The organism is Paenibacillus sp. FSL K6-2859 (assembly GCF_038008265.1).
GTDB lineage: Bacteria > Bacillota > Bacilli > Paenibacillales > Paenibacillaceae > Paenibacillus_AQ > Paenibacillus_AQ nitricinens.
On sequence record NZ_JBBOYU010000001.1, the window covers coordinates 142612 to 169524 of the forward strand.

Below are 26913 nucleotides of genomic sequence, written 5' to 3' on the forward strand. Positions count from 1 at the left end.
ATCTTTTAGCAACTTGTGCAAACAAGTAAATGTTATTAGTGAGATGATTCCAAGAGAAATGTCATTGTATGATATTTTCCTACGGAAAAATCAAGGTTAAGCTAATAAGAGCACACGGAGGATGCCTAGGCGCCAGGAGCCGACGAAGGACGTGGCGAACAACGAAACTGCCTCGGGGAGCTGTAAGCAAGCTTTGATCCGGGGGTGTCCGAATGGGGAAACCCAGCTGTGGTAATTCGCAGTTACTCATCTCTGAACACATAGGAGATGTAGAGGCAGACCAGGGGAACTGAAACATCTAAGTACCCTGAGGAAGAGAAAACAATAGTGATTCCGTCAGTAGCGGCGAGCGAACGCGGAACAGCCTAAACCTAAGAGCTTGCTCTTAGGGGTTGTGGGACGTCTCACATGGAGTTACAAAGGAATATGGTAGGTGAAGAGGTCTGGAAAGGCCCGCGATAGAGGTAAAAGCCCTGTAACCTAAACTGTGTTCTCTCCGAGACGGATCCCGAGTAGTGCGGGGCACGTGAAACCCCGTATGAATCCAGCAGGACCATCTGCTAAGGCTAAATACTACCTGGCGACCGATAGTGAAACAGTACCGTGAGGGAAAGGTGAAAAGCACCCCGGAAGGGGAGTGAAATAGAACCTGAAACCGTGTGCTTACAAAAAGTCAGAGCCCTATTAATGGGTGATGGCGTGCCTTTTGTAGAATGAACCGGCGAGTTACGTTTAACATGCAAGGTTAAGTCGAGAAGACGGAGCCGCAGCGAAAGCGAGTCTGAATAGGGCGAATGAGTATGTGGACGTAGACCCGAAACCGTGTGATCTACCCCTGTCCAGGGTGAAGGTGCGGTAACACGCACTGGAGGCCCGAACCCACGCATGTTGAAAAATGCGGGGATGAGGTGGGGGTAGCGGAGAAATTCCAATCGAACTCGGAGATAGCTGGTTCTCCCCGAAATAGCTTTAGGGCTAGCCTCGGTATAAGAGTAGTGGAGGTAGAGCACTGATTGGGTGCGGGGTCCGCAAGGATTACCAAGCTCAGTCAAACTCCGAATGCCATATACTTATTGCCGGGAGTCAGACAGTGAGTGCTAAGATCCATTGTCAAAAGGGAAACAGCCCAGACCATCAGCTAAGGTCCCCAAGTGTGTGTTAAGTGGGAAAGGATGTGGAGTTGCACAGACAACCAGGATGTTGGCTTAGAAGCAGCCACCATTGAAAGAGTGCGTAATAGCTCACTGGTCGAGTGACTCTGCGCCGAAAATGTAACGGGGCTAAACACACCACCGAAGCTATGGCTAGATACGTATGTATCTGGGGTAGGGGAGCGTTGTATGTGGGTTGAAGGTGTACCGTAAGGAGCGCTGGACAGCATACAAGTGAGAATGCCGGTATGAGTAACGAAAAGATCAGTGAGAATCTGATCCGCCGAAAGCCCAAGGTTTCCTGAGGAAGGCTCGTCCGCTCAGGGTAAGTCGGGACCTAAGGCGAGGCCGAAAGGCGTAGTCGAAGGACAACAGTTTGAAATTACTGTACCACCGTAATCCGCTATGAGCGATGGGGTGACGCAGGAGGGTAGTGACGCGGACTGATGGATATGTCCGTCTAAGCAGTGAGGCTGATGTGTAGGCAAATCCGCACATCGTTAAGGCTGGGCTGTGATGGGGAGCGAAAATTACAGTAGCGAAGGTCATGATCTCACACTGCCAAGAAAAGCCTCTAGCCAGGAGAAGGTGCCCGTACCGCAAACCGACACAGGTAGGCGAGAAGAGAATTCTAAGGCGCGCGGAAGAACTCTCGTTAAGGAACTCGGCAAAATGACCCCGTAACTTCGGGAGAAGGGGTGCCCCGGTAGTGTGAATAGCACGAGGGGGCCGCAGTGAAAAGGCCCAAGCGACTGTTTAGCAAAAACACAGGTCTGTGCGAAGCCGCAAGGCGAAGTATACGGGCTGACGCCTGCCCGGTGCTGGAAGGTTAAGGGGAGTGGTTAGGGGTAACCCGAAGCTATGAACCGAAGCCCCAGTAAACGGCGGCCGTAACTATAACGGTCCTAAGGTAGCGAAATTCCTTGTCAGGTAAATTCTGACCCGCACGAATGGCGTAACGACTTGGGCGCTGTCTCAACGAGAGATCCGGTGAAATTTTAATACCTGTGAAGATGCAGGTTACCCGCGACAAGACGGAAAGACCCCATGGAGCTTTACTGCAGCTTGATATTGAATTTGGGTACGATCTGTACAGGATAGGTGGGAGCCGTAGAAATCGGAGCGCAAGCTTCGGTGGAGGCGCCGTTGGGATACCACCCTGATCGTATCTAGGTTCTAACCTAGTACCGTAATCCGGTACGGGGACCGTGTCAGGCGGGCAGTTTGACTGGGGCGGTCGCCTCCTAAAGAGTAACGGAGGCGTTCCAAGGTTCCCTCAGAATGGTTGGAAATCATTCGAAGAGTGCAAAGGCATAAGGGAGCTTGACTGCGAGACCTACAAGTCGAGCAGGGACGAAAGTCGGACTTAGTGATCCGGTGGTACCGCATGGAAGGGCCATCGCTCAACGGATAAAAGCTACCCTGGGGATAACAGGCTTATCTCCCCCAAGAGTCCACATCGACGGGGAGGTTTGGCACCTCGATGTCGGCTCATCGCATCCTGGGGCTGAAGTAGGTCCCAAGGGTTGGGCTGTTCGCCCATTAAAGCGGTACGCGAGCTGGGTTCAGAACGTCGTGAGACAGTTCGGTCCCTATCTGTCGTGGGCGCAGGAAATTTGAGAGGAGCTGTCCTTAGTACGAGAGGACCGGGATGGACGTACCGCTGGTGCATCAGTTGTTCCGCCAGGAGCATGGCTGAGTAGCTACGTACGGACGGGATAAGCGCTGAAAGCATCTAAGCGTGAAGCCCCCCTCAAGATGAGATTTCCCAATTAGTAAGACCCCTTGAAGACGACGAGGTAGATAGGTTGGAGGTGGAAGTGCAGTAATGCATGGAGCTGACCAATACTAATCGGTCGAGGGCTTATCCTATACTTAAAACGCAAATTCAATTCGGATTCAGTTTTCAGGGAGTCAAATTCCTGTTTGGATTGCTGTGGTACTGATATCGTTTGGAGAGATACCCAAGTGGCTATAAGGGGACCCTCTGCTAAGGGGTTAGACTGCGTAAGCGGTGCGTGGGTTCGAATCCCACTCTCTCCGCCATTTTCAATCCATAGCATTTCTAATTATTGTGGCGGTGTAGCTCAGCTGGCTAGAGCGTACGGTTCATACCCGTGAGGTCGGGGGTTCGATCCCCTTCGCCGCTACCATAATACCTGGAGGCTTAGCTCAGCTGGGAGAGCATCTGCCTTACAAGCAGAGGGTCGGGGGTTCGATCCCCTCAGCCTCCACCATTTTTATCTCTTTAGGATCTATTTCACACCGTGCCGGTGTAGCTCAACTGGTAGAGCAACTGACTTGTAATCAGTAGGTTGGGGGTTCAAGTCCTCTCGCCGGCACCATTATTATCAATGCGGAACCGTGGTGTAGTTGGCCTAACATGCCTGCCTGTCACGCAGGAGATCGCGAGTTCGAATCTCGTCGGTTCCGCCATTTTTTTCCACAAAACTAGGGTGGGAAGTTTAATGCTACCACTTTATTTTTATGTCAATTTAATATGGCTCGATAGCTCAGTCGGTAGAGCAGAGGACTGAAAATCCTCGTGTCGGCGGTTCGAATCCGTCTCGAGCCACTTTTCCCTGGGGGATTAGCGAAGTGGCCAAACGCATCAGACTGTAAATCTGCTCACGTACGTGTTCGGTGGTTCGAATCCATCATCCCCCACCATTTATGAGCCATTAGCTCAGTTGGTAGAGCACCTGACTTTTAATCAGGGTGTCGAAGGTTCGAGTCCTTCATGGCTCATCCCAAACAGAAAGTCATCACCTTAGGGTGGTGGCTTTTTTTGTGTTTTATGGTTGTATTATAGCAGCGCGCTACTGAAGCGATTAACATAATATAAGAGAATATGCTAAAATAGGCGAAAAGAGCAAAAGTGGTGGAGCATGGTGACTATGGATAGTGAGACATTGCGGAAAAAATTAGAGCAGCTCACCGGAAAGAGAACCGGAATCAAGCAGTTAGGGAGGCAACATTCAGCTTCTCTTTTTAGCATGGGATTAGAAGGACAGGATCAGCTGGTAATCCATGAGGGTCATCTCTGGGCACCTTTGTATGAGAGTGATGGACGTATAACCGCTGTTTGGGTAGAGATGGAGGGGCTTACCTCTCTGGAAGTACAACTGGTCAACTATGCAGTTCGAAATTTTGCTATTGCACTTAAAGCTACAGGGCTTAGAGAAGAAGGTGAAGTGGAGGCGCGGCAGCTTGGCGCTTGGTTGAACACGGAGCTAGAGCAAGAGAAGAATGACACTGAAATTCCCGATGAGATCACCCTAAAGGGACGTCTGTTCGGAGATATGATTCCATTCCTCCTTAGTAGTGAGATTGCGCATAGTCCACAGATCTCTTACCGTTCACTGATGAAATTACTGCGCAGCTATTTTGAGAACGAAATTCTGCTCATTCCCCTTCAAGAGAAGGAATGGTTAATATTAGCTCGTAAAGAATTACTTACGGGCGGGGATGATAAGGATGATGAAGAAGAGAGTGTAGATGATCTTCTAGCACAGACTAGTATGGGGTTACATGAGCTGATAGCTAGTGAATGGGTAGGGGTATTCCATTTGGCAGTAGCTCCAGCTATGGTCCCTGTTAAGGGATTGACTGGATCTGTAGCTCTGCTCAGGGAGACCATTGTACTGGGTCGTATTTTTCAAGTAGGAGAGTATATTCATTTACCTTGGGAGCTGCATTTGGAACGTCTGGTTAACAGCATTCCTGATGTACGCCGCAAACAGTTGCTTGGACAAATTGGTGACTATTCCTCTGTGCTATCAGATAAAGAAATGCTGCTGACTTTGGAGACTTTTTTTGAGATGGACTGTAATGTAAGTGAAACCGCCAAAAAGTTGTATATCCATCGGAATACGCTGCTCTACCGTCTGGATAAGATAAAACAAGAGACCGGAGCAGATGTACGAAGCTTTGGGGACGCTGCTATTGTGAAGCTTACTATGCTTTTGTATAAAGTGACGAAAAGGAAATAGGTTTTTTGTGAACCTTACAAATAGCCATAGTGTCCCGACTGGGGTAATATAAATGTACAAGGAAGCAGAATTTTTATATTAACTAATTAATAATTAACTCGAGGGGGAAATACAATGGCAGGCGTACGTTTAGAGCATATTTTCAAAAAATACCCGGGTTCAGATAAAGCAACAGTAATCGATATCAATCTTGATATTAAAGATAAGGAATTTCTAGTATTGGTTGGACCTTCCGGTTGCGGTAAATCCACAACTTTGCGTATGATCGCTGGTTTGGAAGAAATCTCCGAAGGTAAAATGTACATTGGCGATCGTGTAGTTAATGACGTTGCACCTAAAGACCGCGATATCGCGATGGTATTCCAATCCTACGCCCTGTATCCGCATATGAGCGTATACCAAAACATGGCTTTCGGTTTGAAACTTCGTAAAGTGAAGAAGGATGAAATCGACAAGAAAGTTCGCGAAGCTGCTAAAATTCTTGATATCGAGCATTTGCTAGATCGTAAACCAAAAGCGCTTTCCGGTGGTCAACGCCAACGTGTCGCTTTGGGACGCGCTATCGTACGTGATCCACAAGTCTTCTTGATGGATGAGCCTCTTTCCAACTTGGATGCTAAACTTCGTGGTCAAATGCGTGCTGAAATCACTAAACTGGTTAAGCGCCTTGAAACTACTTGTATCTACGTAACGCATGACCAAACAGAAGCAATGACAATGGGTGATCGCATCGTAGTTATGTATGATGGTATCATTCAACAAGCAGCTTCCCCTGAAGAGTTGTACAATGAACCTACAAACTTGTTCGTAGCTGGATTTATCGGATCCCCTACAATGAACTTTATCAATGGTACTTTGTCCGAAGTGAGCGGTTCTATCCGTTTCCGTGCTGAGAACCTTGATGTTGAAGTACCAGGCGGAAAAGCTCAAATCATCCGCAACAAAGGCTACATCGGTAAAGAAGTAATCATGGGCGTTCGTCCAGAAGATATCCATGAAGAGCCAGTATTCTTGGAAGCTTCCCCGAACACAATTTTCACTTCATTGGTTGATGTTACTGAGAACCTTGGTCACGAAATGCTCCTTTACTTGAGCGGCCTTGGTAAATCTACTGTAATCGCTCGTGTAGATGGACGTTCCACTACTCGCGAAGGCAGCAAGCCTAAATTGGCTATTGATATGAACAAAGTTCACTTCTTTGATAAAGAATCCGAAGCTAACATTTTGTTGGGATAAGATTGTAAAGATCTTTTCTCTCTTGATAAAGCCACCCGAAAGGGTGGCTTTATTGTTTAGATGGACCCTGTTTGGTTAGGTGCTAAGATTGCATTCATAAGCGTTATCAATTAAGATAGCAGGAGAATTACCTCCGGAATGTAAAGAGATCACTGCCAACCGGACGCAGTAAGCGGACAAATACCGCAGGTGACGAAAGGACGAACTTACATGGCTAAGAAAGTAAAAGTATCTGAATTGGTACAGCATTTTCAATTAGAGGTTATTTCCGGCCAGGAAGGTCTAAAGAGACCCATTACGGTCGATGACCTGAATCGCCCTGGACTAGAGATTGCTGGTTATTTTGAATATTATCCAGAAGAACGTGTTCAATTGCTAGGCAAGACAGAACTCGCTTTTTTCTCCATGCTGCCCGAAGCTGAGCGGAAAAGTCGACTTCGTGGAATTTGCAATGATAACACACCTTGTATTGTCATTACACGTGGTTTGGATGTGCCTCAGGAGTTAATTGACATCAGTAATGAAAAGGCCCTTCCTGTGCTTCGCAGCTCGATGGCTACGACTATTTTTTCCAGCCGTTTGACTAGCTTCTTAGAAGGGAAATTGGCCCCAACGGCGACGATCCATGGCGTACTTTGTGATGTATATGGTGTAGGTATGCTAATTACGGGTAGTAGCGGGATTGGTAAAAGTGAAACAGCCCTTGAACTTGTAAAGCGCGGTCATCGATTGATTGCTGATGATGCAGTGGAAATCCGTCAGACTTCAGATAACCAGCTGCATGGTACAGCCCCTGAGTTAATCCGTCATTTACTGGAGATCCGTGGAGTAGGTATCATTAATGTAATGACACTTTTTGGTGCGGGTGCTATTCGTAATCATAAACGGATTACACTTGTTGTTAGATTGGAAGCTTGGCAGCAAGACAAGCAGTATGATCGACTTGGACTTGATGAGGAAACGACACGGATTATTGACACAGATGTTCCGCTTGTAACGATTCCCGTACGCCCGGGACGTAACCTTGCAGTTATTATAGAGGTTGCAGCGATGAACTATCGCCTGAAACAAATGGGCTTTAATGCAGCCTTGCAGTTCACGAATAAGCTAACTGCGACCATATCCGAAGATATGGATGATCTCGATTAGGAGTGTGAGAGAATGTTCCCATTAGCACTAAATCCTATTGTCTTCTCAATTGGATCACTGCAAGTACACTGGTACGGATTAATACTGGGTTTCGGTGCACTCGCGGGGTTATTTCTTGCGATCCGCGAGGGCAAACGGTTTGGTATACCACAAGAATTCTTTATGGATATGCTGCTGCTAGGTGTGCCCTCGGCCATTATTGGAGCACGGATTTACTTTGTAGCGTTTAAATGGGAGGATTATAAGGATAATTTAATAGATGTCTTTAAGATCTGGAACGGTGGCATCGCTATCTACGGTGCTTTAATTGGAGCCATTATTTGTGGGATTATTTATTTCCGCTATAAAGGGTACCCCTTCTGGCGTATCGTTGATATTTGTGCTCCTGGACTACTTGCGGGTCAAATGATTGGACGCTGGGGGAACTTTGTCAACCAAGAGGCATACGGCAGCGTGGTTGAAGAGTCATTCTTGCGGGATAAACTACATTTACCTGACTTCATTGTGAATCAAATGTACATAGGGGATGCTTTTCATCATCCGACCTTCTTGTATGAATCTCTTTGGAGCTTACTGGGTATCGCGCTACTCATGGTCCTTCGTCGCCAGAAGTTTGTGCGTGCCGGTGAGATTTTCATGTCTTACTTTATATGGTATTCTATCGGTCGTTTCTTCATTGAAGCTATACGTACAGACAGCTTGGCGTTTAATGGAAGCGCAGGCTTGGCATCCTTTATGAATGGATTGTGGAAACCGATGGAATGGCTAGGTTTTGAGCAAGGATACTTGGACCCAAGCTATGGAAATATCCGCATTTCTCAGCTGCTTGCGCTACTGATCATCGTCGCAGCTGTACTGCTTATCATTATTCGTAGGGTCACCGGAGAGTCAAAAGCACATTATTCTGATCCTATTGTATGTACTAAACCGATCAAAGCAGATACTATAGTGCCTGAAAGCGCAGTAAATACACCGCAGAAAGCTCGTCACGAGGCTCAACCTGAGCAAGGACAGCCTGCGGATGGAGATAAGAAGGAGCAGTAAAGCTTATGATAGAATGCGTTCTTTTTGATCTAGATGGAACGATTGTCGATACAAATGAGCTAATTATTAGTTCGTTTATGTACGCGCTGAAGGACAATGGTCTAGCTCCACTCACTAGGGAAGAGATTATTCCGCATATGGGCACAACCCTTCAGCAACAGATGAGAGTCTTCTCTGGACTTGAGGATGTAAGTGGTGCGCTTGAGAAATCCTACCGTTCTTATAATTATGAACATCACGATGCGTTAGTACGTCCCTTTCCTCAAGTGAATGAGACAATGGAAGAGCTCTTACGTCGTGGAATTAAAATGGGGATTGTGACCACAAAAATTCGTCCAACAACGATTAAATCGCTTGAGATGTTTGATTTGCTAAAGTACATGGATACGATTGTGACAGTGAACGATGTTACTGAACCAAAGCCACATCCTGAGCCTGTTCTGACAGCAGTCAATAACCTTGGCGTTGATCCTCGTAAAACTCTTATGGTGGGTGACAGTACGGTTGATATTCAGTCAGCAAAAGCTGCCGGTGTATATGCGGCTGGAGTATCGTGGTCATTGAAAGGCGAAGAGACTCTCCGCAAGTATGATCCCGACTATATTATCCATAACATGAAGGATATTATAGAAATAGTGGAGCGAGGAACGAGTGAATCGTGAGAAACGTAACCCGATATCCTGTAGAAGGTCATAACTCACTTTGGTACATTTACCGTACGGTCAGCCCGTGGAAGGGTGTCCGCAACTTTATTTTTATTCAGATTGCCCGTTATTGCCCGATTCTACCGTTAAAGAACTGGATCTATCGTCGGATTCTCGGGATGAAGGTAGGCAAGCATACCTCCTTCGGTCTGATGGCGATGGTGGATGTATTTTTTCCGGAAAAAATAACGGTGGGTGAAAACTCTATTATCGGTTATAACACGACGATTCTGGCGCATGAGTATTTAATCAAGGAATATCGCCTGGGTGAAGTTGTGATTGGTGAAAATGTATTGATTGGCGCGAATACAACGATTCTTCCCGGTGTAACCATTGGTGATTGGGCAGTTGTTGCCGCTGGATCAGTAGTACACAAGAACGTGGCGGCTGGCTCTTTTGTAGGAGGCAATCCACTGCGAGAGCTACGCCCAGCTTCATCGGAAGATTCTTCGGAACAAGTATAAAAGATGCTTCGTAAACCCTGCAGTTTCATATTGCGTTTTTTTAGCGCAGGATCTGCAGGGTTTCTTGCGTCTTGGAGAAGCTTATTAAGAAAACTTTAAGATCTTCTTAAGTTTTTTATTCGGATGTAGACGGTATAATTAGCCTTAGTAATCACGTAAATCCCACGCTAGGCATTCAGCTTCAAATATCAGAATGTAAATTCAGCAAGTGCAGACTTCCTGGTATGTTCAGTTTCCACATTCCGCTTAGCGTCTCTATGAACAACCATCATAGTAGAGAAGAGGAATTTAATATGAATACTGTGAGACAGGAAAGGCTGCCCCAGCTGGATATTTTCAGAGCCCTAGCTATATTAGGAGTACTGCATGTGCATGCGTCATCTTTTGCTGCTGGAGAGCAGGCACTGCATTCTCCTTATTATTACTGGCTGAACTGGATTAACATTTTCTTTAAATTCGGCACGCCCTCATTTATTTTCCTAAGCAGCTTCGTATTGTTTTATAATTATTATGGTCGTCCTGTGACACGCAGCTTGATCATTAATTTCTACCGTCGGCGATTAAAGTACATCTTGCTGCCTTATTTGCTAGCTTCTATGGGCTATTATGCACTAAGTCTATATGTTAACGGACGATTGATGCAGAACTTTGGAGACAACTTGTTAAGCTTTTCTAGAGCATTATTCTCGGGTTCCGCATATGCGCATTTGTATTTTGTCTTTATTAGCATTCAATTTTATTTACTTTTTCCAGTGCTGCTTAAGCTAATGCAGAGTTCCCGCTTCTTAATTAAATGGGCGATACCGGTGGGTTTGGCGCTTCAGTGGGGTTTTATTTTTTGGAATAAGTACGAGCTGCATATTGTTGAAAAAGGGAGCTTGGCGATCTCCTACCTGGCTTATTATATGATGGGTGCTTTTATCGCGATTCACTTTGATAAGGTAAAGATATGGCTGATGAAGCCATGGAGGGAACAATCTGCCGCTCAGAAGGGATGGACTACCTTGCTGGTATCCTCATGGTTGATTGCAGCCTTTATCCATGTGCAGCTATGGTATGTAGCCCGCCATTTTGGGGTGTGGACAGATTCGCTGTGGTACGAGCTATTATGGAATGTCCATACGATGTTATCAGCATTGGTTCTGTTGTACGCTACATTTTTGCTTTATCGTAAGGCTCCTCATGTAATCGTTGCTTCCTTGACTCGTTTAGGTGAGCTGTCATTTGCAATTTATTTGATTCATCCGTTATTGCTGGCGATCTATCGCAGGTTCCGATACCATATTCCCCTAGAGTCGCTAACTTATGTTTTCTTCATCTATGGAGGACTTGTAGTTGCACTGGGAGGAAGCTGGTTCATGGTGCAGTTTGCTTTTCGCCGAATTCCTCAGTCATGGATCTTCTTGGGAAGTGTTCCTCGGTCTCTAGAGTCTAAATCCAAGGTAACGTCAGGACATGCCTCGGAGGAGATGAGGAAGGTTAATACTTGAATAAGGCATCATTTCGATGCAGAGCTTAACAGGAGGAAAGATAATGAGACAAAAAGAAAGAATTCCGCAGCTGGATATTTTTCGGGCGATTGCTATTTTTGCAGTGCTAGCGATTCATGCTACCTCGAGAACGTTGGCGGAGACACTAGGTACCAACATGTTTCATCCGTTCTTATTTATTAATAAATTCAGCCAGTTCGCTGTACCTTCATTCATATTTTTGAGCGGGTTCGTGCTGTTCTATAACTATATTGATCGTCCACTGGGCGGAAAGACGCTGGGGAAATTCTACAGTAGAAGGCTGCTTTATATTATTGTGCCTTATGTACTATTCTCGCTGCTGTATTTCGCATTAAAAATGACAGCGGGGCATACATGGAGCTTACCTCCAGGGGAGATGGCTTCTAAGCTTTGGAAGTATTTATGGACAGGAACGGCATACACGCATTTGTATTATATTATTATCATTATACAGTTTTACGTATTATTTCCGCTCATTTTGTGGTGTCTGCAAAAGGTTCGTCGCCTGGCGGCTTGGGCACCGCTAATCGGATTGGTTCTACAATGGGGTTTTGTGCTGCTGAATAAATACATGACTAATAACGGGTATTGGCAGTTGTCCAAGGGCAGTCTGGCAATCACTTATTTCTCGTATTTCTTGCTGGGTGCTGGGATTGCAGTATACTATCCTTCTTTGAAAAAATGGCTGGTACCTTCACGTGAAGGTTGGCGCGCTGGTAAAGGTCCGGTATGGATTACATTGTGGTTGTTGTGGATCGTAGCAGGGGTTGTTCATGTTGAGCTATGGTTTAACAACTATACGAAGAAAACAGTCATCAATAGTTTATGGTATGAGGGATTCTCTAACCTTCATACGCTACTCTCTTGTGTGGTGTTGCTACAAGTCTCCTTCTTATTGTACGGAGCGGGCCGAAGCTTGCTCACAAGACTGTTGTTATCTGCCGGAGCCTGCTCTTTCGGAATCTATTTGCTGCATCCGTTACTGCTATTTTTCTATAGAAAAATACCGTTCCACGGAGGTTCTCTTGCATATACCGCAGCGATTGCTGGCGGCTGGCTCTTTGCGCTATTAGGCTCATGGCTCGTTGTAGCTTTGGCCTTCCGATATATTAAACCCGCTTGGATTATCTTCGGATCAGGTCCGCAGAAAGCGAAAACCATATCCAAAGGCGTGTAACTTCCTTATGCGCAAATGGCAATAAAAAAGCGTCGGTCTTCCACCATAGGGTGGCTTGATCGACGCTTTTTTGATTCTTATGCTTGCCGCTGAAATTCTGCAATGGCTTGATACTGGCTTTCGAGACTACGGTAGACAGAAATATAAATGGGTAGTAGCTGTTTGTATATTTTGGTATGTTCCTCCATTGGATCATGTTTATAGGTTGAACCAATCATGTCAAACACCACATCAAAGGAATCTACGCGACCCGTAGCGTAAAGGCCAAGCACGACGGCTCCAAGGCAGGAGCTTTCAATGCTCTCCGGAATGACAACCTCCTGATCAAAGATATCAGCCATCATCTGCCGCCACACCGAAGAGCGGGCGAAGCCGCCTGTGGCTAGGATTCTGCTTGGGCGCCCGATTTGCTCTTCCATAGCAAGAAGAACCATGTACATATTGAAGATTACGCCCTCAAGTACTGACCGAATCATATGTTCTTTATGGTGATTCATTGTAAGGCCAAAAAAGGAGCCGCGGGCATCCGGATTCCACAATGGCGCCCGTTCACCAGTTAAGTAGGGATGAAATAATAGTCCGCCGCTGCCTGGAGGAACTTGCTCCGCAATGCGGGTCAGTACCTCATAGGGGTCAATGCCAAGACGTTTGGCAGTTTCGACTTCAGAAGCGGCGAATTCGTCTCGTACCCACCGGAACAGCATACCGCCATTATTGACCGGTCCTCCGACTACCCAATGATTTGGGGTAAGGTTATAACAGAAGGTCCGTCCTTTGGGGTCCGTAAGCGGGTGATCTACTACGGTACGAATGGCTCCGCTGGTTCCAATCGTAGCGGCTACTACACCAGGTTCAATGGCACCTACGCCGAGATTGGACAGGACGCCGTCACTGGCGCCAATAACAAATGGGGTTGTAGGGAGCAGCAGAAGTTCCTCAGCTAGACCAGGGAGCAGCCCTTGCATGATTTGTGTGGTGGGAACAAGCCGCGAGAGTTGATCCGTTGTAATATGAGCAATCTCCAAAGCTTCTTTATCCCACTCCAGATTCTCCAGATTGAGCATGCCTGTGGAAGAGGCAATGGAATGATCGATGACGTATTCGCCAAACAATCTTGCGAATATGTATTCTTTTATGGAAATAAACTTATAAGTTTGCTTGAACACGTCAGGCTGCTCTTCGCGAAGCCACATTAGCTTGGTGATCGGAGACATTGGGTGTATAGGTGTGCCTGTGCGCAGATATAATTCATGGCCGTTTAGCTCATCCTTCAAACGAATTGCGCATTCGGCACTGCGATTATCAGCCCATGTGATGCAGGCAGTTAGGGCTTTACCCAGTTTATCGACGGCAATGACACTGTGCATGGCGGAACTGAAGGAGACAAATAGAATCTTATCCGCAGGTACACCGCTTTGCCGCATAACTTCAGAAATAGTATGGAAGACTGCGCTCAGGATTTGCTCTGGGTCTTGCTCTGCTATTGAGGGTGAGGGCTGATGTAAAGGATATCCTACATTAGCTTGTGCAGCTATGGCTCCTTTTTCCTCGAACAGAACTGCTTTGGTACTTGTAGTTCCAATATCAACGCCAATCATATAGGATTTAGTCATGCATTAGCCCTTCTTTCTAGTTGTAAGTAGATTTTTAGAACACTAATTACAGAATTATGAAGTACAATCATATTAGCTCATTATAGTATTGGATAAACGTGGAGGCAAAATAAAGGGATTCCCAAGTATTCGTTCGAAGTACATAAGTATTAATTCAGATTCAGATTCTCCTTGCGAGAAATTCAACCTAGATGGACAAGCTTAATCATACAAGCATTTGAAATGAAGTTGTAGCTTTATCCCGTTGGATTGACGAAAAAGTGGTGAACATGATACGATGTTAAAAACACTTTAATTTGCTACCACTTTACCATAGTAAAGTAAATATAGATATTATTTAATGATAACTGACGAGGTGAACAATGAAGATGTCCAAACCAAAGGGATTTGAGAAGCCGTCTGGCGTTCGGGACTATCTGCCCCGGGCTGTAACGAAATTGCGCAAAATTGAGAATGATGTCCTGCATTGCATGAGTCGCTGGGGTTATCAGCAAATGATGACTCCGACGCTAGAATATTACGATACAGTTGGCGTGGCTAGCTCCACGTCCGACCAGAAGCTCTATAAATTGCTTAATAACCGTGGTCAGGCTTTGGTGCTTCGGTCAGAAATGACGGCTCCGGTCGCCCGTGTGGTTGCATCTCTTTTGAAGGATGAGCCATTACCGTTGCGGTTATCCTATCACGCTAATGTTTTCCGTGCCATTGAGGAAGAAGCAGGGCGGGAAGCGGAGTTCTTCCAGACAGGAGTCGAGCTGGTAGGTGATGATTCACCTGAGGCCGATGCTGAAGTAGTGGCGCTCGCGATTTCATCGCTACAGGCTGCGGGTGTGAAATCTTTTAAAATCGCTATGGGGCATGTAGGCTTTCTGAATGGTTTATTTCAAGAGGTGCTTCCGGAATTGCCGGAGGCTCAGGAGGAGCTGAAGAGTCATTTATTGGGCCGTGACTACGTCTCTTTTCGGGAGACCTTACGCCGGCTGGATCTGACAGAAGCTCAGAAGAATGAACTGGATGGACTGTTACGTCTGCGTGGAGGCAAGGAGATTTGTGGACAGGCGCTGGAGCTTAGCGATCATCCGCTTGCCCGTCATTCGATAGATCATTTATGCAAGGTATGGGAGGTGCTGGTCTCTTACGGCGTATCACAGCATGTGCTGATCGATCTGACGATGATCGGAGACTTTTCCTATTATACAGGGATGACTTTTGAAGGCTATGCAGCGGAATTAGGGTTTCCGGTATGTAGTGGAGGCAGATATGATAATCTCCTTCAGCAGTTTGGGCGTCCGATCCCTTCCACAGGTTTTTCTTTAAAAACAAATCGTATTCTCGATGGTGTGACTGGATCGAGCGAAGAGGAAGAGCTGCCTATCTTAATCCAATATGATGCCACTCGTCGAAAAGAAGGTCTGGAAGAGGCAACACGCTTGCGGTCGGAAGGGCACGCAGTAGTAACTAGACTGGCAGCAGGTCCAGAAGAGCTTGAAACGGTGAAGCGTCTAGATACGGATACGATCGAAGCAGATGGTGTGCGGTACGGTGAAATCTATACCTTTGTATCTTTTGTAAGTGAACATGGCTGAGATATCGATAAACGAGAATGAGCGGTTAAGATAAATTTTGTAGGTAAATGGAAAAGGAGGAAACTTAACAATGGCACAGATTTTGAAGGTCGCTATGCCAAAAGGCCGGATTTACGAAAAGGCTGCTGAGCTGTTCCGCCAGGCAGGTCTCCCGATTCCACCGGATGGTGAGGCATCCCGCAAGCTTGTTATTCCGCTGCCTGAGGCAGGCATGGAGTTTATATTAGCGAAACCAGTAGATGTACCTACATATGTAGAATATGGTGTAGCCGACATTGGAATCGTGGGTAAGGACGTATTGCTTGAGGAAGATCGTGATGTATATGAGCTGCTTGATCTTGGCATCGCTCGATGCCGGATGTCGATCATTGGATTGCCAAACTGGCAGCCGGGGATTCAGCAACGTGTAGCTACGAAGTATCCGAATGTGGCTTCAAAATATTTCCGGGAGCAGGGACAGCAGGTTGAGGTCGTGAAGCTGAATGGTTCCATTGAGCTTGCGCCGCTGATTGGTCTCGCCGATCGTATCGTGGATATGGTAGAGACGGGCCAAACGCTGCGGGATAACGGATTAATTGAAATGAAGAGCATATTCGAAATTACGAGCCGCCTTGTGGCCAATCGTGTGAGCTATCGGATGAAAAATGAAGAGATACAGCAGCTGTGTGATCGACTGCAGGCGGTTATAGGGGAACCAAGTTTGCGGTAGGTGACAAGATTTAGGGGCAAAGGGAGGAACCAGCGATGAAGGTTGTATCGAGCAAGGACTTTAAGCTAGAGCGAGAAGTCGAGTATGGAACGCCAGAGCAAAATCAGGCGGTAAAGGAAATTGTGACCGCGATTAAAAAAGAAGGAGACACGGCACTTCTTCGCTACACGGAGCAATTTGATCGGGTCACGCTTACGTCGAATCAGCTGCGGGTAACTCCAGAAGAGCTTCAGGCAGCATATGGCCGAGTAGAAGAATCTTTCGTATCCGCTATTCAAGCAGCCGCAGCCAATATCCGGGCCTTTCATGCTAGACAGAAACGGAATTCGTGGATGGATCTTCAGCCCGATGGCACGATTCTGGGACAGATTATTCGTCCGCTGAAGCGGGTAGGGGTTTATGTTCCTGGCGGTAAGGCAGCTTATCCTTCCTCCGTGCTGATGAACGTGATCCCTGCGCAGATCGCAGGCGTGCCAGAGATCGTTATGGTAACCCCGCCATCCACCGGCGGCAAAGAAGGGATTGATCCATACATCCTGGTTGCTGCCGCAGAAGCAGGTGTGAATGAGATCTACCGTGTGGGCGGAGCGCAGGCGGTAGCTGCTTTGGCTTTTGGGACGGAGAGCATAGCGCCGGTAGATAAGATATGTGGGCCCGGCAATATATACGTTGCGCTAGCGAAACGCGAGGTATATGGTGCCGTGGACATCGACAGTATCGCGGGACCAAGCGAAATTGTCGTGCTCGCAGATGAGACCGCTGAGCCGGCCTATGTCGCAGCGGATCTGCTCTCGCAGGCCGAGCATGACGAGATGGCCTCGGCGATTCTAGTCACGCCATCGCAGAGCTTGGCGGATAGTGTGGCTGCTGAAGTGGAGCGTCAGCTACAGGAGCTGCCGCGACAGGCGATCGCCCGTTCATCCGTAGAAAATTACGGTGCGATCATTGTTGTGGGATCTATGGAGGAAGGAATCTCCGTAGTGAATCGATTGGCACCAGAGCATTTAGAGATTGTTGTCGAGGACCCTATGGGTCTTGTGGGCAGCATTGAGAATGCTGGAGCCATTTTCCTAGGAGCTTATAGCTCAGAGCCTGTGGGTGACTATTTTGCCGGACCGAATCATATTATCCCAACCAATGGTACGGCACGGTTCTCGTCGCCAGTGGATGTGGATGATTTTATAAAGAAATCAAGTCTGATCTATTACAGCAAGGAAGCCCTCCTGCGTGATGGAAAGTCCATTATAGAGCTGGCACGTCGCGAAGGGTTAGAAGGCCACGCACGGGCCATTGAGATTCGACTCAAGAACGAAGGGAAAGGTGGAGACGGATATGGAGAACAATAATGAACAAGCCTTGCGCCAAGCAGGACTAAGCCGCAAAACAAACGAGACGGATATTAAGCTGTCTCTTAACGTAGATGGAAGTGGAGTTTCTGAGCTGGAGACGGATGTTCCTTTTTTGAATCATATGCTAGATCTGTTCACAAAGCACGGTCAGTTTGACCTGTCAGTACAGGCGCGAGGAGATATCGAAATTGATGATCACCACACGGTTGAAGACATTGGGATCTGCCTAGGTCAAGCACTGTACGAAGCACTAGGTGATAAAAAAGGAATCAAACGTTATGCGAGTGTTTTTGTACCGATGGATGAGGCGTTGGCGCAGGTTGTGATCGATATCAGCAATCGCCCACACTTTGAATATCGCGCAACGTATCCTTCACAGCAGGTGGGCAGCTTTTCGACGGAGCTTGTTCAGGAATTCTTATGGAAGTTCGCGCTGGAAGCTCGGATAACGCTGCATGTGATTGTACACTACGGTTCTAACACACATCACATGATTGAGGCTGTATTCAAGGCGCTCGGACGGGCACTCGATGAAGCGACACTAATTGATCCACGTGTAAAGGGTGTGCCTTCTACGAAGGGAGTGCTGTAGCATGACTGTTGCAATCGTCGATTATGGCATGGGCAACCTGCACAGTGTGAGCAAGGCGGTAGAACGCCTCGGTTATGAGTGTGTAGTGACGGGGGAAGCCGAGCAAATTCTCGCTGCTGATAGTGTCATTCTGCCGGGTGTCGGTGCATTTGGCGATGCGATGGAGCAGCTGCGGGAAAGTGGCTTGGATCTTGTGGTTAAACAGGTAGCTGCCGGAACACAGCCGCTGCTTGGCATTTGTCTCGGCATGCAGCTGCTGTTTAGCAGCAGTGAAGAGCATGGCAGCCATGAGGGTCTTGATATTCTCTCAGGCTTGGTGGTGCGATTTGCTCCTAGAGTTGGCTATAAAGTGCCACATATGGGTTGGAATAAGCTGAGCTTCACACAACCTCAAAGTCCGCTGTTTGCAGGTCTCGATGAGGGGCATGTGTATTTCGTCCACTCCTATCACGCACTTGTAGCGAATAAGAGTGATCTGTTGGCAGTCACCGATTATGGTTACCCAGTTACTGCTATCGTGGGCCAGGATAATGTATTCGGCATGCAGTTTCATCCGGAAAAAAGCGGAGAGCTGGGAATGAAGCTGCTGGGTAATTTCTTGAAATTAAAGGGAGAGCGGACGTAAGCCGCGCTATAAATATAATGTAACGAAAGTGGGGAGCGCCAAATGTCTTCTTTTATTGTATATCCGGCGATTGATATCCGGGATGGAAAATGTGTCAGGCTGCAACAAGGGGATTACAGTCAGGAAACGATATACAATGATAGTCCACTGAAGGTGGCCAAATCTTGGGAAGAGCAAGGCGGAAAATTCATTCATTTGGTGGATTTAGACGGGGCAAAAGCAGGTCATCCTGTGAATGATGCGATGATCGGCGCTATTGCTGCTAATGCTAACGTGCCTGTTCAGGTGGGCGGTGGCCTTCGTACTCTTGCGGACGTGGAAAAATTGCTCGGACTTGGTGTTAGCCGCGTTATTATCGGCACTGCTGCGATTAATGATCATGTTTTTACCGAAGCGGTATTGGCTAAATACGGTGATAAAGTAGCTATCGGCATTGATGCACGCAACGGTTATGTTGCCACACATGGCTGGTTGAATACCTCTGAGGTACGTGCTGAGGATCTGGCTAAGGAATTGGCTGCAAAAGGAGCAGAGACGTTCATTTACACCGATATCTCTCGCGACGGAATGATGCAGGGGCCGAACGTGGAGGGCATTGTGTCCATGGCGAAGGTCAGTGGTAAAACGGTGATCGCCTCCGGCGGAGTCACCAGTCTTGATGATCTGTTACGTCTGAGCATGCATAACGGCAGCGGTGTGGGCGGAGCTATTGTTGGCAAGGCGTTGTATACGGGCAATATTGATCTCTCCAAAGCTTTGCAGGCACTCGCACAGAAGTAGTGTTGCGTATGAGCTGCGTTAGTTGACGAACCTGACAAATAACTGACTAATAACTGACTAATTAATTCGTTCTTACTGTGCTAAAAATCTTATTAGAAGGTTTGGTTGTATTTTGTGCAATAGAACCCTTCTTAAAGGGCTTGAAAGTTTATTTGATTGCACTTTATACAGTTGAAATAGTGATAAACCTTCGTTTTCGTGGATTTCTGGGAAATCTAATGCACGAAATACAATAGACGGCACAATTTGATTGTTTGAGGTTTACTCTATTGTACAGAGTGCAATAGAACGTCGAACTAGGTTGATAAACCCTAAGCTATTGAGCGAATAAGGTGGTTTCAGCTAAAGTCTGATGTGGAATCTGTTGTAATAAGCTAATTAGGCGGCGGGATGGGCATTACGCCTTAGCTGGATGATATAAGAGTACTTCATACAACTATTGTTCCAATTAAGAGCATGTTTGCTAATTTAATTGTATTTCGTGCAGCTATAAATGAGAGTTGATCTTATTTCTAAGCTCATTTCCAGATTTAATTGTACGAAATGCAGTTAAACGCATGGTTTGCTGGATGGACGGTGAAATAACTGTACATGATGCAACTAAATGAGCCGATTATTTCATGAGCGCGAGCCCACAGGTGGCCTAATGAATTTGGTCTTGCGGGTGTCGCGAGTCCGTCGTCCTGCCAGGAGCATGAATCGTGGAGACACAGGGATTATGAGTGTATGTCTAGCTTGAGCATGCAGGCTGTGTAAGTCCGCATACTCACAGAGGCAAGAACGTAGAACGCGAAGGTGTTATGGGCTTAAGTTTGTGTTTAGGGGGACCGAAAAACCTTTGCAATAAAGGAGGGATTTATTATGTTAGCAAAACGTATCATCCCCTGTCTTGACGTTAAGGACGGACGGGTAGTCAAGGGCGTTAACTTTGTGAATCTGCGTGATGCCGGAGATCCGGTTGAGCTCGCGGCGTTGTATGACCGTGAGGGTGCAGATGAGCTTGTGTTTCTCGATATATCAGCTTCCGTAGAAGGCCGAGCGACCATGATTGAGGTTGTGCGTCAGACCGCAGGTGAAATCGCCATTCCTTTTACAGTGGGCGGCGGGATCTCTACACCTGATGATATGAAGCGGATTCTTCGTGCAGGTGCAGACAAAATTGGCATTAATACGGCTGCTATCACAAATCCACAGTTAATTCTGGAAGGTGCACGCCGTTTTGGCTCTCAATGTATTGTGGTAGCCATAGATGCTAAATATAACGAGGCATTTGGTGAATGGGAAGTGTATACACATGGTGGTCGCAAGCCCACTGGCATCCGTGCTCTGACCTGGGTCAAGGAAGCTGAAAAGCTCGGAGCAGGTGAGATTTTACTCACAAGTATGGATGCAGATGGCACGAAAGATGGCTTCGACCTGAAGCTGACCTCAGCAGTAAGCGACTTACTTAGTATTCCTGTGATTGCTTCTGGCGGTGCTGGGAAGAAGGAGCATTTTTACGATGTATTTACGGAAGGGAAAGCCGATGCTGGACTGGCGGCGACCATTTTTCACTATAAAGAGATTGCCATTAACGACTTAAAGGCTGATTTGAAGCAAAAAGGGGTAGAGATCCGATGAATCAAACAGAAAAGAATACATCCATTAGCCAACAAGAAGCGCTGGCCGGCATTCGCTGGAATGAAGCGGGATTGGTGCCTACGGTTGTACAGGATGCCAACACACTTGAAGTTTTGATGGTTGCTTATATGAATTCGGAATCGTTGCAGCTCTCGCTGGAAAGTGGTCAGACCTGGTTCTGGAGCCGCTCACGCAGCGAGCTTTGGCACAAAGGTGGAACCTCCGGCAACACACAAGCGATTACCTCCATAGCCTATGATTGCGATAGTGATACATTGCTCGTGAAGGTTGTTCCTGAAGGACCAGCTTGCCATACTGGAGCTACTTCGTGCTTTTTCCGTGAAATCCCTTTGGATAACCAAACCAAGGAAGCGCAAAAATCGGCTGCAAGTCTTACGGATGGCGAGCGGTTTACCGTTCTTGGCGAGCTAGAGCGCGTGATTGCTGAGCGGGAAGTAGAACGCCCGGAAGGCGCATATACCACTTATTTGTTCGATAAAGGGGTCGATAAGATCCTTAAGAAGGTAGGCGAAGAAGCCTCTGAAACGATTATTGCCGCTAAAAATAAAGACAATGCCGAGCTGCGTCTTGAGGTTAGTGATCTGATCTACCACTTACTAGTTCTGCTACAGGAGCGTAAGCTTCCGCTGGATGAGATCATGGAAGAGCTCAGTACCCGCCACGAGCGCCCACGCCGGGATCAGTACTAGGGGGGGACTGAAGGATGCATATCGATTACCACACGCATCATGAGCGCTGCGGTCATGCCGTGGGCAAGCTTGAGGAGTATGTGCAGCGCGGGATTGCGCTTGGACTTGAGCAACTAGGGTTATCGGACCACTTGCCGCTCATTCATGTCGATCCTGCTAGCTATTACCCTGAGATGGCGATGCCAATGGCTGAACTGCCTCGTTATGTAGAGGAATGTCTGAGTCTGAAGGAACGTTATCGTGGAGCCATAGATCTGCGGGTGGGGCTGGAAGCGGATTATATTGAAGGCTACGAAGATCAAATTCGTGAGATTTTATCTCCTTACCCATGGGATTATCTGATTGGCTCTGTGCATTTTCTTGGGGAATGGGATATTACGGATTATCGACAGGTTCATGGCTGGGAAGGTAAGGATGAACTAGAGGTATATCGTCTTTATTATGATGCTGTAAAGAAGTCGGCGTTATCGGGATTATATGATATTATAGGACATATGGATGTTATTAAACGGTTCGGCTATGGTCCACAGACACCAGAAGGTAAAGCAGAAGTGAGAGCATTGGAACTGGAAACCTTAAAGGTTATAGCAGATAGCGGAGTCGCCATGGAGCTAAATGCTTCAGGGCTTTCCAAGCCGTGTGCTGAAATGTTCCCAGCGGAACATCTGCTACAGGAGGCTTTTAAGCTCGGTATACCTCTTACGCTCGGCTCGGATGCACATGACCCTGCTAAGCTTGGTGACGGCTTACAAGAGGCTCGTAGCCTGCTTTGGCACACAGGATTTCGTGAACTGGCTGTATTTGAGGGTCGTCGTCGTACCGCTGTTCCGTTCAAACTATAATTTATAATCCGCAGGAGGGTATTATGCATCATCAACAATTACGTATTTTTTCCGGTTCGTCGAATCCAAAGCTGGCGGCAGATATTGCAGAGCGACTTGGTGTTGAATTGGGGCAGATTAAGCTGACCCGTTTCATGAGCGGCGAGATTTACGTGCATTACGAAGAGAGCATCCGGAACTGCGACGTATTTTTGGTGCAATCCCTATCCCATCCCATTAATGAGATGTTCGTGGAGCTGCTCGTGATGATAGATGCTGCTAAACGGGCATCGGCACGTACAGTTAACATTATTGTGCCGTATTATGGATATGCTCGACAGGAACGTAAGTCTGCACCTCGTGAACCGATTTCGGCTAAGATGGTAGCTGATGTACTTACGACCGCCGGCGCAACCCGTGTAATCACTATCGATTTGCATGCAGCGGCAATTCAAGGATTTTTCAACATTCCGGTCGATCATCTGACTGCTCTCGATTTGATCAGCAGCCATTTGAAGGCCAAGGCTATGTCTGATTTGGTCATTGTCTCTCCAGATGCCGGACGTGCCTCTATGGCTGAGAAGCTGGCGAATAAGCTGGATTCACCTTTTGCCATTATGATCAAGAAGCGTCCAGCCCATAATGAATCGGTAATCACTCATGTCATTGGTGATGTCGAGGGACGTACACCGATTATTATCGAGGACCTGATTGATACAGGGACTACCATTGTGAATGTGGTAGAGGGTCTGAAAGAGAGAGGTGCGAAGGACAGTATCGTCTGTGCAACGCATGGATTGTTCTCAGGGCCTGCGCTGCAGCGGCTTGACCATCCCTCAATTGAGGAAGTGGTCATTACCGACTCTATCGCGCTGCCAGATGATCATTCAAGTCGGTTTAAGGTCTTATCGGTTGCACCGATGCTTGCTCAAGCTACACGTATTATTCTTGAGGGCGGTTCGATCGATAAGCTTTTCAGAGACGCGGGAATTTAATTCCCCGTCTTTTTTATTTTTATTTGAAAAAGTTGTTGTATGTGGAGTGGTAGAGTCTTTCTCAACTTGAGAATCTCACGGTCACATGTGGTATACTGTGTGAAGATAGCCGCACCCATATAGGGAACGGAATAGCGATTAAGTTTGGAGCTCCGGTATACCCCATTGGGCGCCGTCCTCCTATTTTTTCGTTAGTATAAAAGGAAGCTTCTTATAAGGGGGTGCCTTGCTTCCATGATGGAGAGAACTTCAGAGTATGAGGAGAATGGTAATGTTATTCCCGTCACTCTGAATGCCAATTTTTTCTTTGAAAGAGCCGTTCGGTCCTTGGATCGCTTTCAATATGATAAGGCATTAAAGAATTTTCGCAAAGCTGTAGAGTACGAACCGGAGAACCCGGTAAATCATTGCAACGTAGCAGGTGTATTATCAGAAATGGGTAATTATGAGGCGTCAAACGATATTTTGACCCATGTGCTGGAGAATATTGATCCTGGAATGACGGAATGTTATTTCTATATGGCTAACAACTTTGCCAATATGGAAAGCTATGAGGAGGCAGAACGCTCACTCGTTACTTATCTCGAAGAAGATGTGAACGGTGAGTTTCTGGCCGAATCGGAAGAGTTGATGGAACTTCTGCAATATGAACTGGATCGTCCTGCACCGCTTATCCGGATTAGAAGCCGGGAAGGGGTAATAGAGCATGAGCGGGCCCGGGCGCTGTTGGAGGAAGGCAAGTTTACACAAGCCGTTACTTTGCTTGAAGAGATTGTGAGCAATACGCCAGACTTCTTGGCGGCGCATAACAACCTAGCCCTTGCGTATTTCTATATGGGTCGTTTTACCAAAGCCAAAGAATGTATTATGCGGGTGCTTGAACAGGACTCTGGCAATTTGCACGCACTTTGTAACTTGGCGATCTTTCTGCAGTATGAAGGTGACCGCGGGCAACTGGCAGGATTATTACGTCAGCTAGAGACGACTATTCCTTTTCACCAGGAGCATTTGTTCAAAATGGCCACTACGATGGGAATTCTTGGACGGCATAGAACCGCCTATGGTCATTTTCGTCGCCTGCTGAAGGATGAGGAAGTCGGCGGTGACGCCAGCTTGTATCATTACTGTGCGGCAGCAGCAAGTAATAGTGGACTGTACACGGAAGCTCAACGCTGCTGGCAAAAAGCTACTAAGCTGGACCCTGAATCGGCTGTGCCGAGATTTTTTCTGGCCCAGCTGCAGCAAGCACAGGGAGAAGGCAAAGCGTTATCTCCAATCAGCTACAACTATCAGCTTCCATTTCAAGAGCAGCTGAAGCTGTGGAAAGATAATAAAGGCAGCTTTGCCGAAGAGGTGCGGAACAATCCGCTGCTTCGTTCCTCCTTCTTCTGGGCGCTTCGCTACGGAGATGCCAATACGAAGCTTCAGGTGACGGAAGCTCTGCGCTGGATCGAAGATGAAGAAATGTCCGAGATTCTGCAAGGACTTCTGAAGCAACAGCCATTGCAGGAAGAAAAGCTGCAAGAAGCTGCGCTTCTCAGCCTGCAACGACTGATTGGTAGTGTTCCGGAGGAAAATGTGCTTCAGGAAGCTAAAGAAACTTCTACTGCGCGTCTGAAGGGATTGCCAGAATGGAGAGATGATTGGCAAAAAGTCATCGACCAGACGGTAAGTATGATGGACCGGAGATTTGATGCCGTTCAGAAAAAAGACGCTGAATTACTCTGGAAGCAATTCGTGAGCAGCATCTATCCAGATGTTCCTTTTATCCGTCACGCGGGGGGCTGGAGTGCAGCCTTAGAATATCTGATCGCAAAAATGCATAACCTTCCAGTTACCTATCGTGAAGTAGCTCTGCGTTACGACGTTTCTGTGTCGATGGTCAGTCGTTATGCTCGGCGTATCGATGATGAATGTAGCTTTCAGGGAAGTGTGAGCGACAGTCTTCCCCCGTTTACTGAAAATATCTAAATTCTTGACGCTTAAACCCTATTGTGAGGAGGCCACTGTTATGTACAAAACGATTGTAATCGGAACAGGCCCGGCCGGGCTTACTGCTGCTATTTATCTGGCACGTGCCAACCTTAACCCACTTGTAATTGAAGGCTTGCAGCCAGGTGGACAACTGACAACGACAACGGAAGTAGAGAACTTTCCAGGTTTTCCTGAAGGGATTCTCGGTCCGGATTTAATGGACAACATGCGGAAGCAGGCTGAACGTTTTGGTGCTGAATTTAAGAATGGTTGGGTGGATTCAGTGGATTTTTCACAGCGTCCATTCAAAGTGACAGTAGATGGTTTGGGTGTATTAGAGGCAGAGTCGGTAATTATTTCTACCGGTGCTTCTGCCAGATATTTAGGAATACCAGGGGAGCAGGAGAATGTGGGCCGTGGGGTCAGCACTTGTGCTACTTGTGACGGCTTCTTTTTCCGGAACAAAAAGATTATCGTGGTCGGTGGAGGAGACTCCGCGATGGAGGAAGCCAGCTTCTTAACAAGATTTGCTTCCAGCGTAACTCTGGTTCATCGTCGTGATGAGCTCAGAGCTTCGAAGATCATGCAGGATCGCGCACGCGATAACAGTAAGGTTGCGTGGGCACTTAACCGTACACCGCTTGAAGTAACAACCGGCGAGTCTGGCGTTAAAGGGCTGACGGTTCGCAACAATGAGACAGGGCAGGAAGAACTCATCGAAGCGGATGGGGTGTTTGTCGCGATCGGACATACGCCGAATACCGGGTTCTTAGGCGGCCAGATTACTACGGATACCAATGGCTACATTGTGGTCACCCCTGGAACGACAGAAACGAACATTCCGGGTGTATTCGCTTGTGGTGACGTGCAGGATACCCGTTACCGTCAAGCGATTTCTGCAGCAGGCACTGGCTGCATGGCAGCAATGGATGCTGAGAAATACTTAGAGGGTTCGATGGTGCATGATTGGAGCGAAAATCTGGGTAGTTAATTTCCCGCTAACTTAAATTGGAATGACTTCTAGCAGGCGATCCTTATCTTACAGGATTGCCTGTTTTTTTATGATAGGAAATAGCGGTATTAAAATAACTGTAACAATGTCCTTCGAAAA

Annotated in this window: 21 protein-coding genes, 8 tRNA genes and 1 rRNA gene; 29 read left to right on the forward strand and 1 reads right to left on the reverse strand. The window is 47.1% G+C overall.

Features of this window, described 5'->3' with window-relative positions:
• Window positions 1-94: 94 nt before the first annotated feature.
• The 17 genes from MHB64_RS00685 (at window position 95) to MHB64_RS00765 (ending at window position 12428) form a co-directional block, all read left to right on the forward strand.
• A 23S ribosomal RNA gene (locus MHB64_RS00685) occupies window positions 95-3023 on the forward strand.
• A gap of 82 nt (window positions 3024-3105) precedes the next feature.
• Window positions 3106-3197: transfer RNA gene (locus MHB64_RS00690), tRNA-Ser, on the forward strand.
• 30 nt (window positions 3198-3227) lie between these two features.
• Window positions 3228-3304 (forward strand) — tRNA-Met (locus MHB64_RS00695).
• Between the two features lie 8 nt (window positions 3305-3312).
• Window positions 3313-3388: transfer RNA gene (locus MHB64_RS00700), tRNA-Val, on the forward strand.
• A 32-nt stretch (window positions 3389-3420) separates the two neighbouring features.
• Window positions 3421-3496: transfer RNA gene (locus tag MHB64_RS00705), tRNA-Thr, on the forward strand.
• A gap of 13 nt (window positions 3497-3509) precedes the next feature.
• Window positions 3510-3587, forward strand: a tRNA-Asp gene (locus MHB64_RS00710).
• Window positions 3588-3653: 66 nt separating this feature from the next.
• Window positions 3654-3726: transfer RNA gene (locus tag MHB64_RS00715), tRNA-Phe, on the forward strand.
• Between the two features lie 9 nt (window positions 3727-3735).
• Window positions 3736-3821: transfer RNA gene (locus MHB64_RS00720), tRNA-Tyr, on the forward strand.
• Between the two features lie 5 nt (window positions 3822-3826).
• Window positions 3827-3899: transfer RNA gene (locus MHB64_RS00725), tRNA-Lys, on the forward strand.
• A gap of 140 nt (window positions 3900-4039) precedes the next feature.
• Window positions 4040-5143: a PucR family transcriptional regulator gene (locus MHB64_RS00730; protein ID WP_256989977.1), complete on the forward strand. Its 1104-nt coding sequence runs from the start codon at window positions 4040-4042 to the stop codon at window positions 5141-5143.
• Between the two features lie 114 nt (window positions 5144-5257).
• A complete protein-coding gene (locus tag MHB64_RS00735; protein WP_094873152.1) occupies window positions 5258-6379 on the forward strand; it encodes an ABC transporter ATP-binding protein in 1122 nt (373 codons plus the stop codon).
• Window positions 6380-6589: 210 nt separating this feature from the next.
• Complete coding sequence (gene hprK / locus MHB64_RS00740; protein ID WP_042123257.1) at window positions 6590-7528, forward strand: HPr(Ser) kinase/phosphatase; 939 nt, start codon at window positions 6590-6592, stop codon at window positions 7526-7528.
• Window positions 7529-7540: 12 nt separating this feature from the next.
• A complete protein-coding gene (gene lgt, locus MHB64_RS00745) occupies window positions 7541-8572 on the forward strand; it encodes a prolipoprotein diacylglyceryl transferase (RefSeq protein WP_341133482.1) in 1032 nt (343 codons plus the stop codon).
• A 5-nt stretch (window positions 8573-8577) separates the two neighbouring features.
• Window positions 8578-9234: a pyrophosphatase PpaX gene (ppaX, locus tag MHB64_RS00750; protein ID WP_094873155.1), complete on the forward strand. Its 657-nt coding sequence runs from the start codon at window positions 8578-8580 to the stop codon at window positions 9232-9234.
• Window positions 9231-9740 (forward strand): acyltransferase, encoded by a 510-nt coding sequence (locus MHB64_RS00755; RefSeq protein ID WP_179281711.1) that lies wholly within the window; start codon window positions 9231-9233, stop codon window positions 9738-9740. Before ppaX ends, MHB64_RS00755 begins: the two co-directional genes overlap by 4 nt.
• 293 nt (window positions 9741-10033) lie before the next feature.
• A complete protein-coding gene (locus MHB64_RS00760; RefSeq protein WP_341133483.1) occupies window positions 10034-11230 on the forward strand; it encodes an acyltransferase in 1197 nt (398 codons plus the stop codon).
• Window positions 11231-11273: 43 nt separating this feature from the next.
• On the forward strand, window positions 11274-12428 hold the full coding sequence (locus tag MHB64_RS00765) for an acyltransferase (protein WP_341133484.1): 1155 nt from the start codon (window positions 11274-11276) through the stop codon (window positions 12426-12428).
• 77 nt (window positions 12429-12505) lie between these two features.
• Here MHB64_RS00765 and gntK read toward each other — a convergent pair whose 3' ends face one another.
• Complete coding sequence (gntK, locus tag MHB64_RS00770) at window positions 12506-14041, reverse strand: gluconokinase (RefSeq protein WP_341133485.1); 1536 nt, start codon at window positions 14039-14041, stop codon at window positions 12506-12508.
• Window positions 14042-14409: 368 nt separating this feature from the next.
• Here gntK and MHB64_RS00775 point away from each other — a divergent pair, with 368 nt between their 5' ends.
• The 12 genes from MHB64_RS00775 (at window position 14410) to trxB (ending at window position 26793) form a co-directional block, all read left to right on the forward strand.
• Complete coding sequence (locus tag MHB64_RS00775; RefSeq protein ID WP_094873192.1) at window positions 14410-15627, forward strand: ATP phosphoribosyltransferase regulatory subunit; 1218 nt, start codon at window positions 14410-14412, stop codon at window positions 15625-15627.
• 70 nt (window positions 15628-15697) lie between these two features.
• Window positions 15698-16336 (forward strand): ATP phosphoribosyltransferase, encoded by a 639-nt coding sequence (gene hisG, locus MHB64_RS00780; RefSeq protein WP_094873163.1) that lies wholly within the window; start codon window positions 15698-15700, stop codon window positions 16334-16336.
• 35 nt (window positions 16337-16371) lie between these two features.
• Entirely contained in the window at window positions 16372-17682 is a 1311-nt protein-coding gene (gene hisD, locus MHB64_RS00785) for a histidinol dehydrogenase (protein WP_341133486.1), read from the forward strand.
• Complete coding sequence (hisB, locus tag MHB64_RS00790; protein ID WP_094873166.1) at window positions 17669-18277, forward strand: imidazoleglycerol-phosphate dehydratase HisB; 609 nt, start codon at window positions 17669-17671, stop codon at window positions 18275-18277. Before hisD ends, hisB begins: the two co-directional genes overlap by 14 nt.
• A 1-nt stretch (window position 18278) precedes the next feature.
• On the forward strand, window positions 18279-18902 hold the full coding sequence (gene hisH, locus MHB64_RS00795; RefSeq protein WP_341133487.1) for an imidazole glycerol phosphate synthase subunit HisH: 624 nt from the start codon (window positions 18279-18281) through the stop codon (window positions 18900-18902).
• 42 nt (window positions 18903-18944) lie between these two features.
• A complete protein-coding gene (hisA, locus tag MHB64_RS00800) occupies window positions 18945-19682 on the forward strand; it encodes a 1-(5-phosphoribosyl)-5-[(5-phosphoribosylamino)methylideneamino]imidazole-4-carboxamide isomerase (RefSeq protein ID WP_094873169.1) in 738 nt (245 codons plus the stop codon).
• An 861-nt stretch (window positions 19683-20543) separates the two neighbouring features.
• Window positions 20544-21302 (forward strand): imidazole glycerol phosphate synthase subunit HisF, encoded by a 759-nt coding sequence (hisF, locus tag MHB64_RS00805; protein ID WP_341133488.1) that lies wholly within the window; start codon window positions 20544-20546, stop codon window positions 21300-21302.
• On the forward strand, window positions 21299-22012 hold the full coding sequence (hisIE, locus tag MHB64_RS00810; RefSeq protein ID WP_094877719.1) for a bifunctional phosphoribosyl-AMP cyclohydrolase/phosphoribosyl-ATP diphosphatase HisIE: 714 nt from the start codon (window positions 21299-21301) through the stop codon (window positions 22010-22012). Before hisF ends, hisIE begins: the two co-directional genes overlap by 4 nt.
• Before the next feature lie 14 nt (window positions 22013-22026).
• Window positions 22027-22854 carry a histidinol-phosphatase HisJ gene (hisJ, locus tag MHB64_RS00815; protein ID WP_094877720.1) on the forward strand — a complete coding sequence of 276 codons (828 nt, stop codon included), beginning with the start codon at window positions 22027-22029 and terminating at the stop codon, window positions 22852-22854.
• Window positions 22855-22877: 23 nt separating this feature from the next.
• Window positions 22878-23828, forward strand: coding sequence for a ribose-phosphate diphosphokinase (locus MHB64_RS00820; protein WP_094873173.1), 951 nt, complete (start codon window positions 22878-22880; stop codon window positions 23826-23828).
• 234 nt (window positions 23829-24062) lie between these two features.
• Complete coding sequence (locus MHB64_RS00825) at window positions 24063-25799, forward strand: tetratricopeptide repeat protein (protein WP_280787067.1); 1737 nt, start codon at window positions 24063-24065, stop codon at window positions 25797-25799.
• 40 nt (window positions 25800-25839) lie between these two features.
• Window positions 25840-26793 (forward strand): thioredoxin-disulfide reductase, encoded by a 954-nt coding sequence (trxB, locus tag MHB64_RS00830; RefSeq protein WP_094873176.1) that lies wholly within the window; start codon window positions 25840-25842, stop codon window positions 26791-26793.
• Window positions 26794-26913 lie beyond the last annotated feature (120 nt).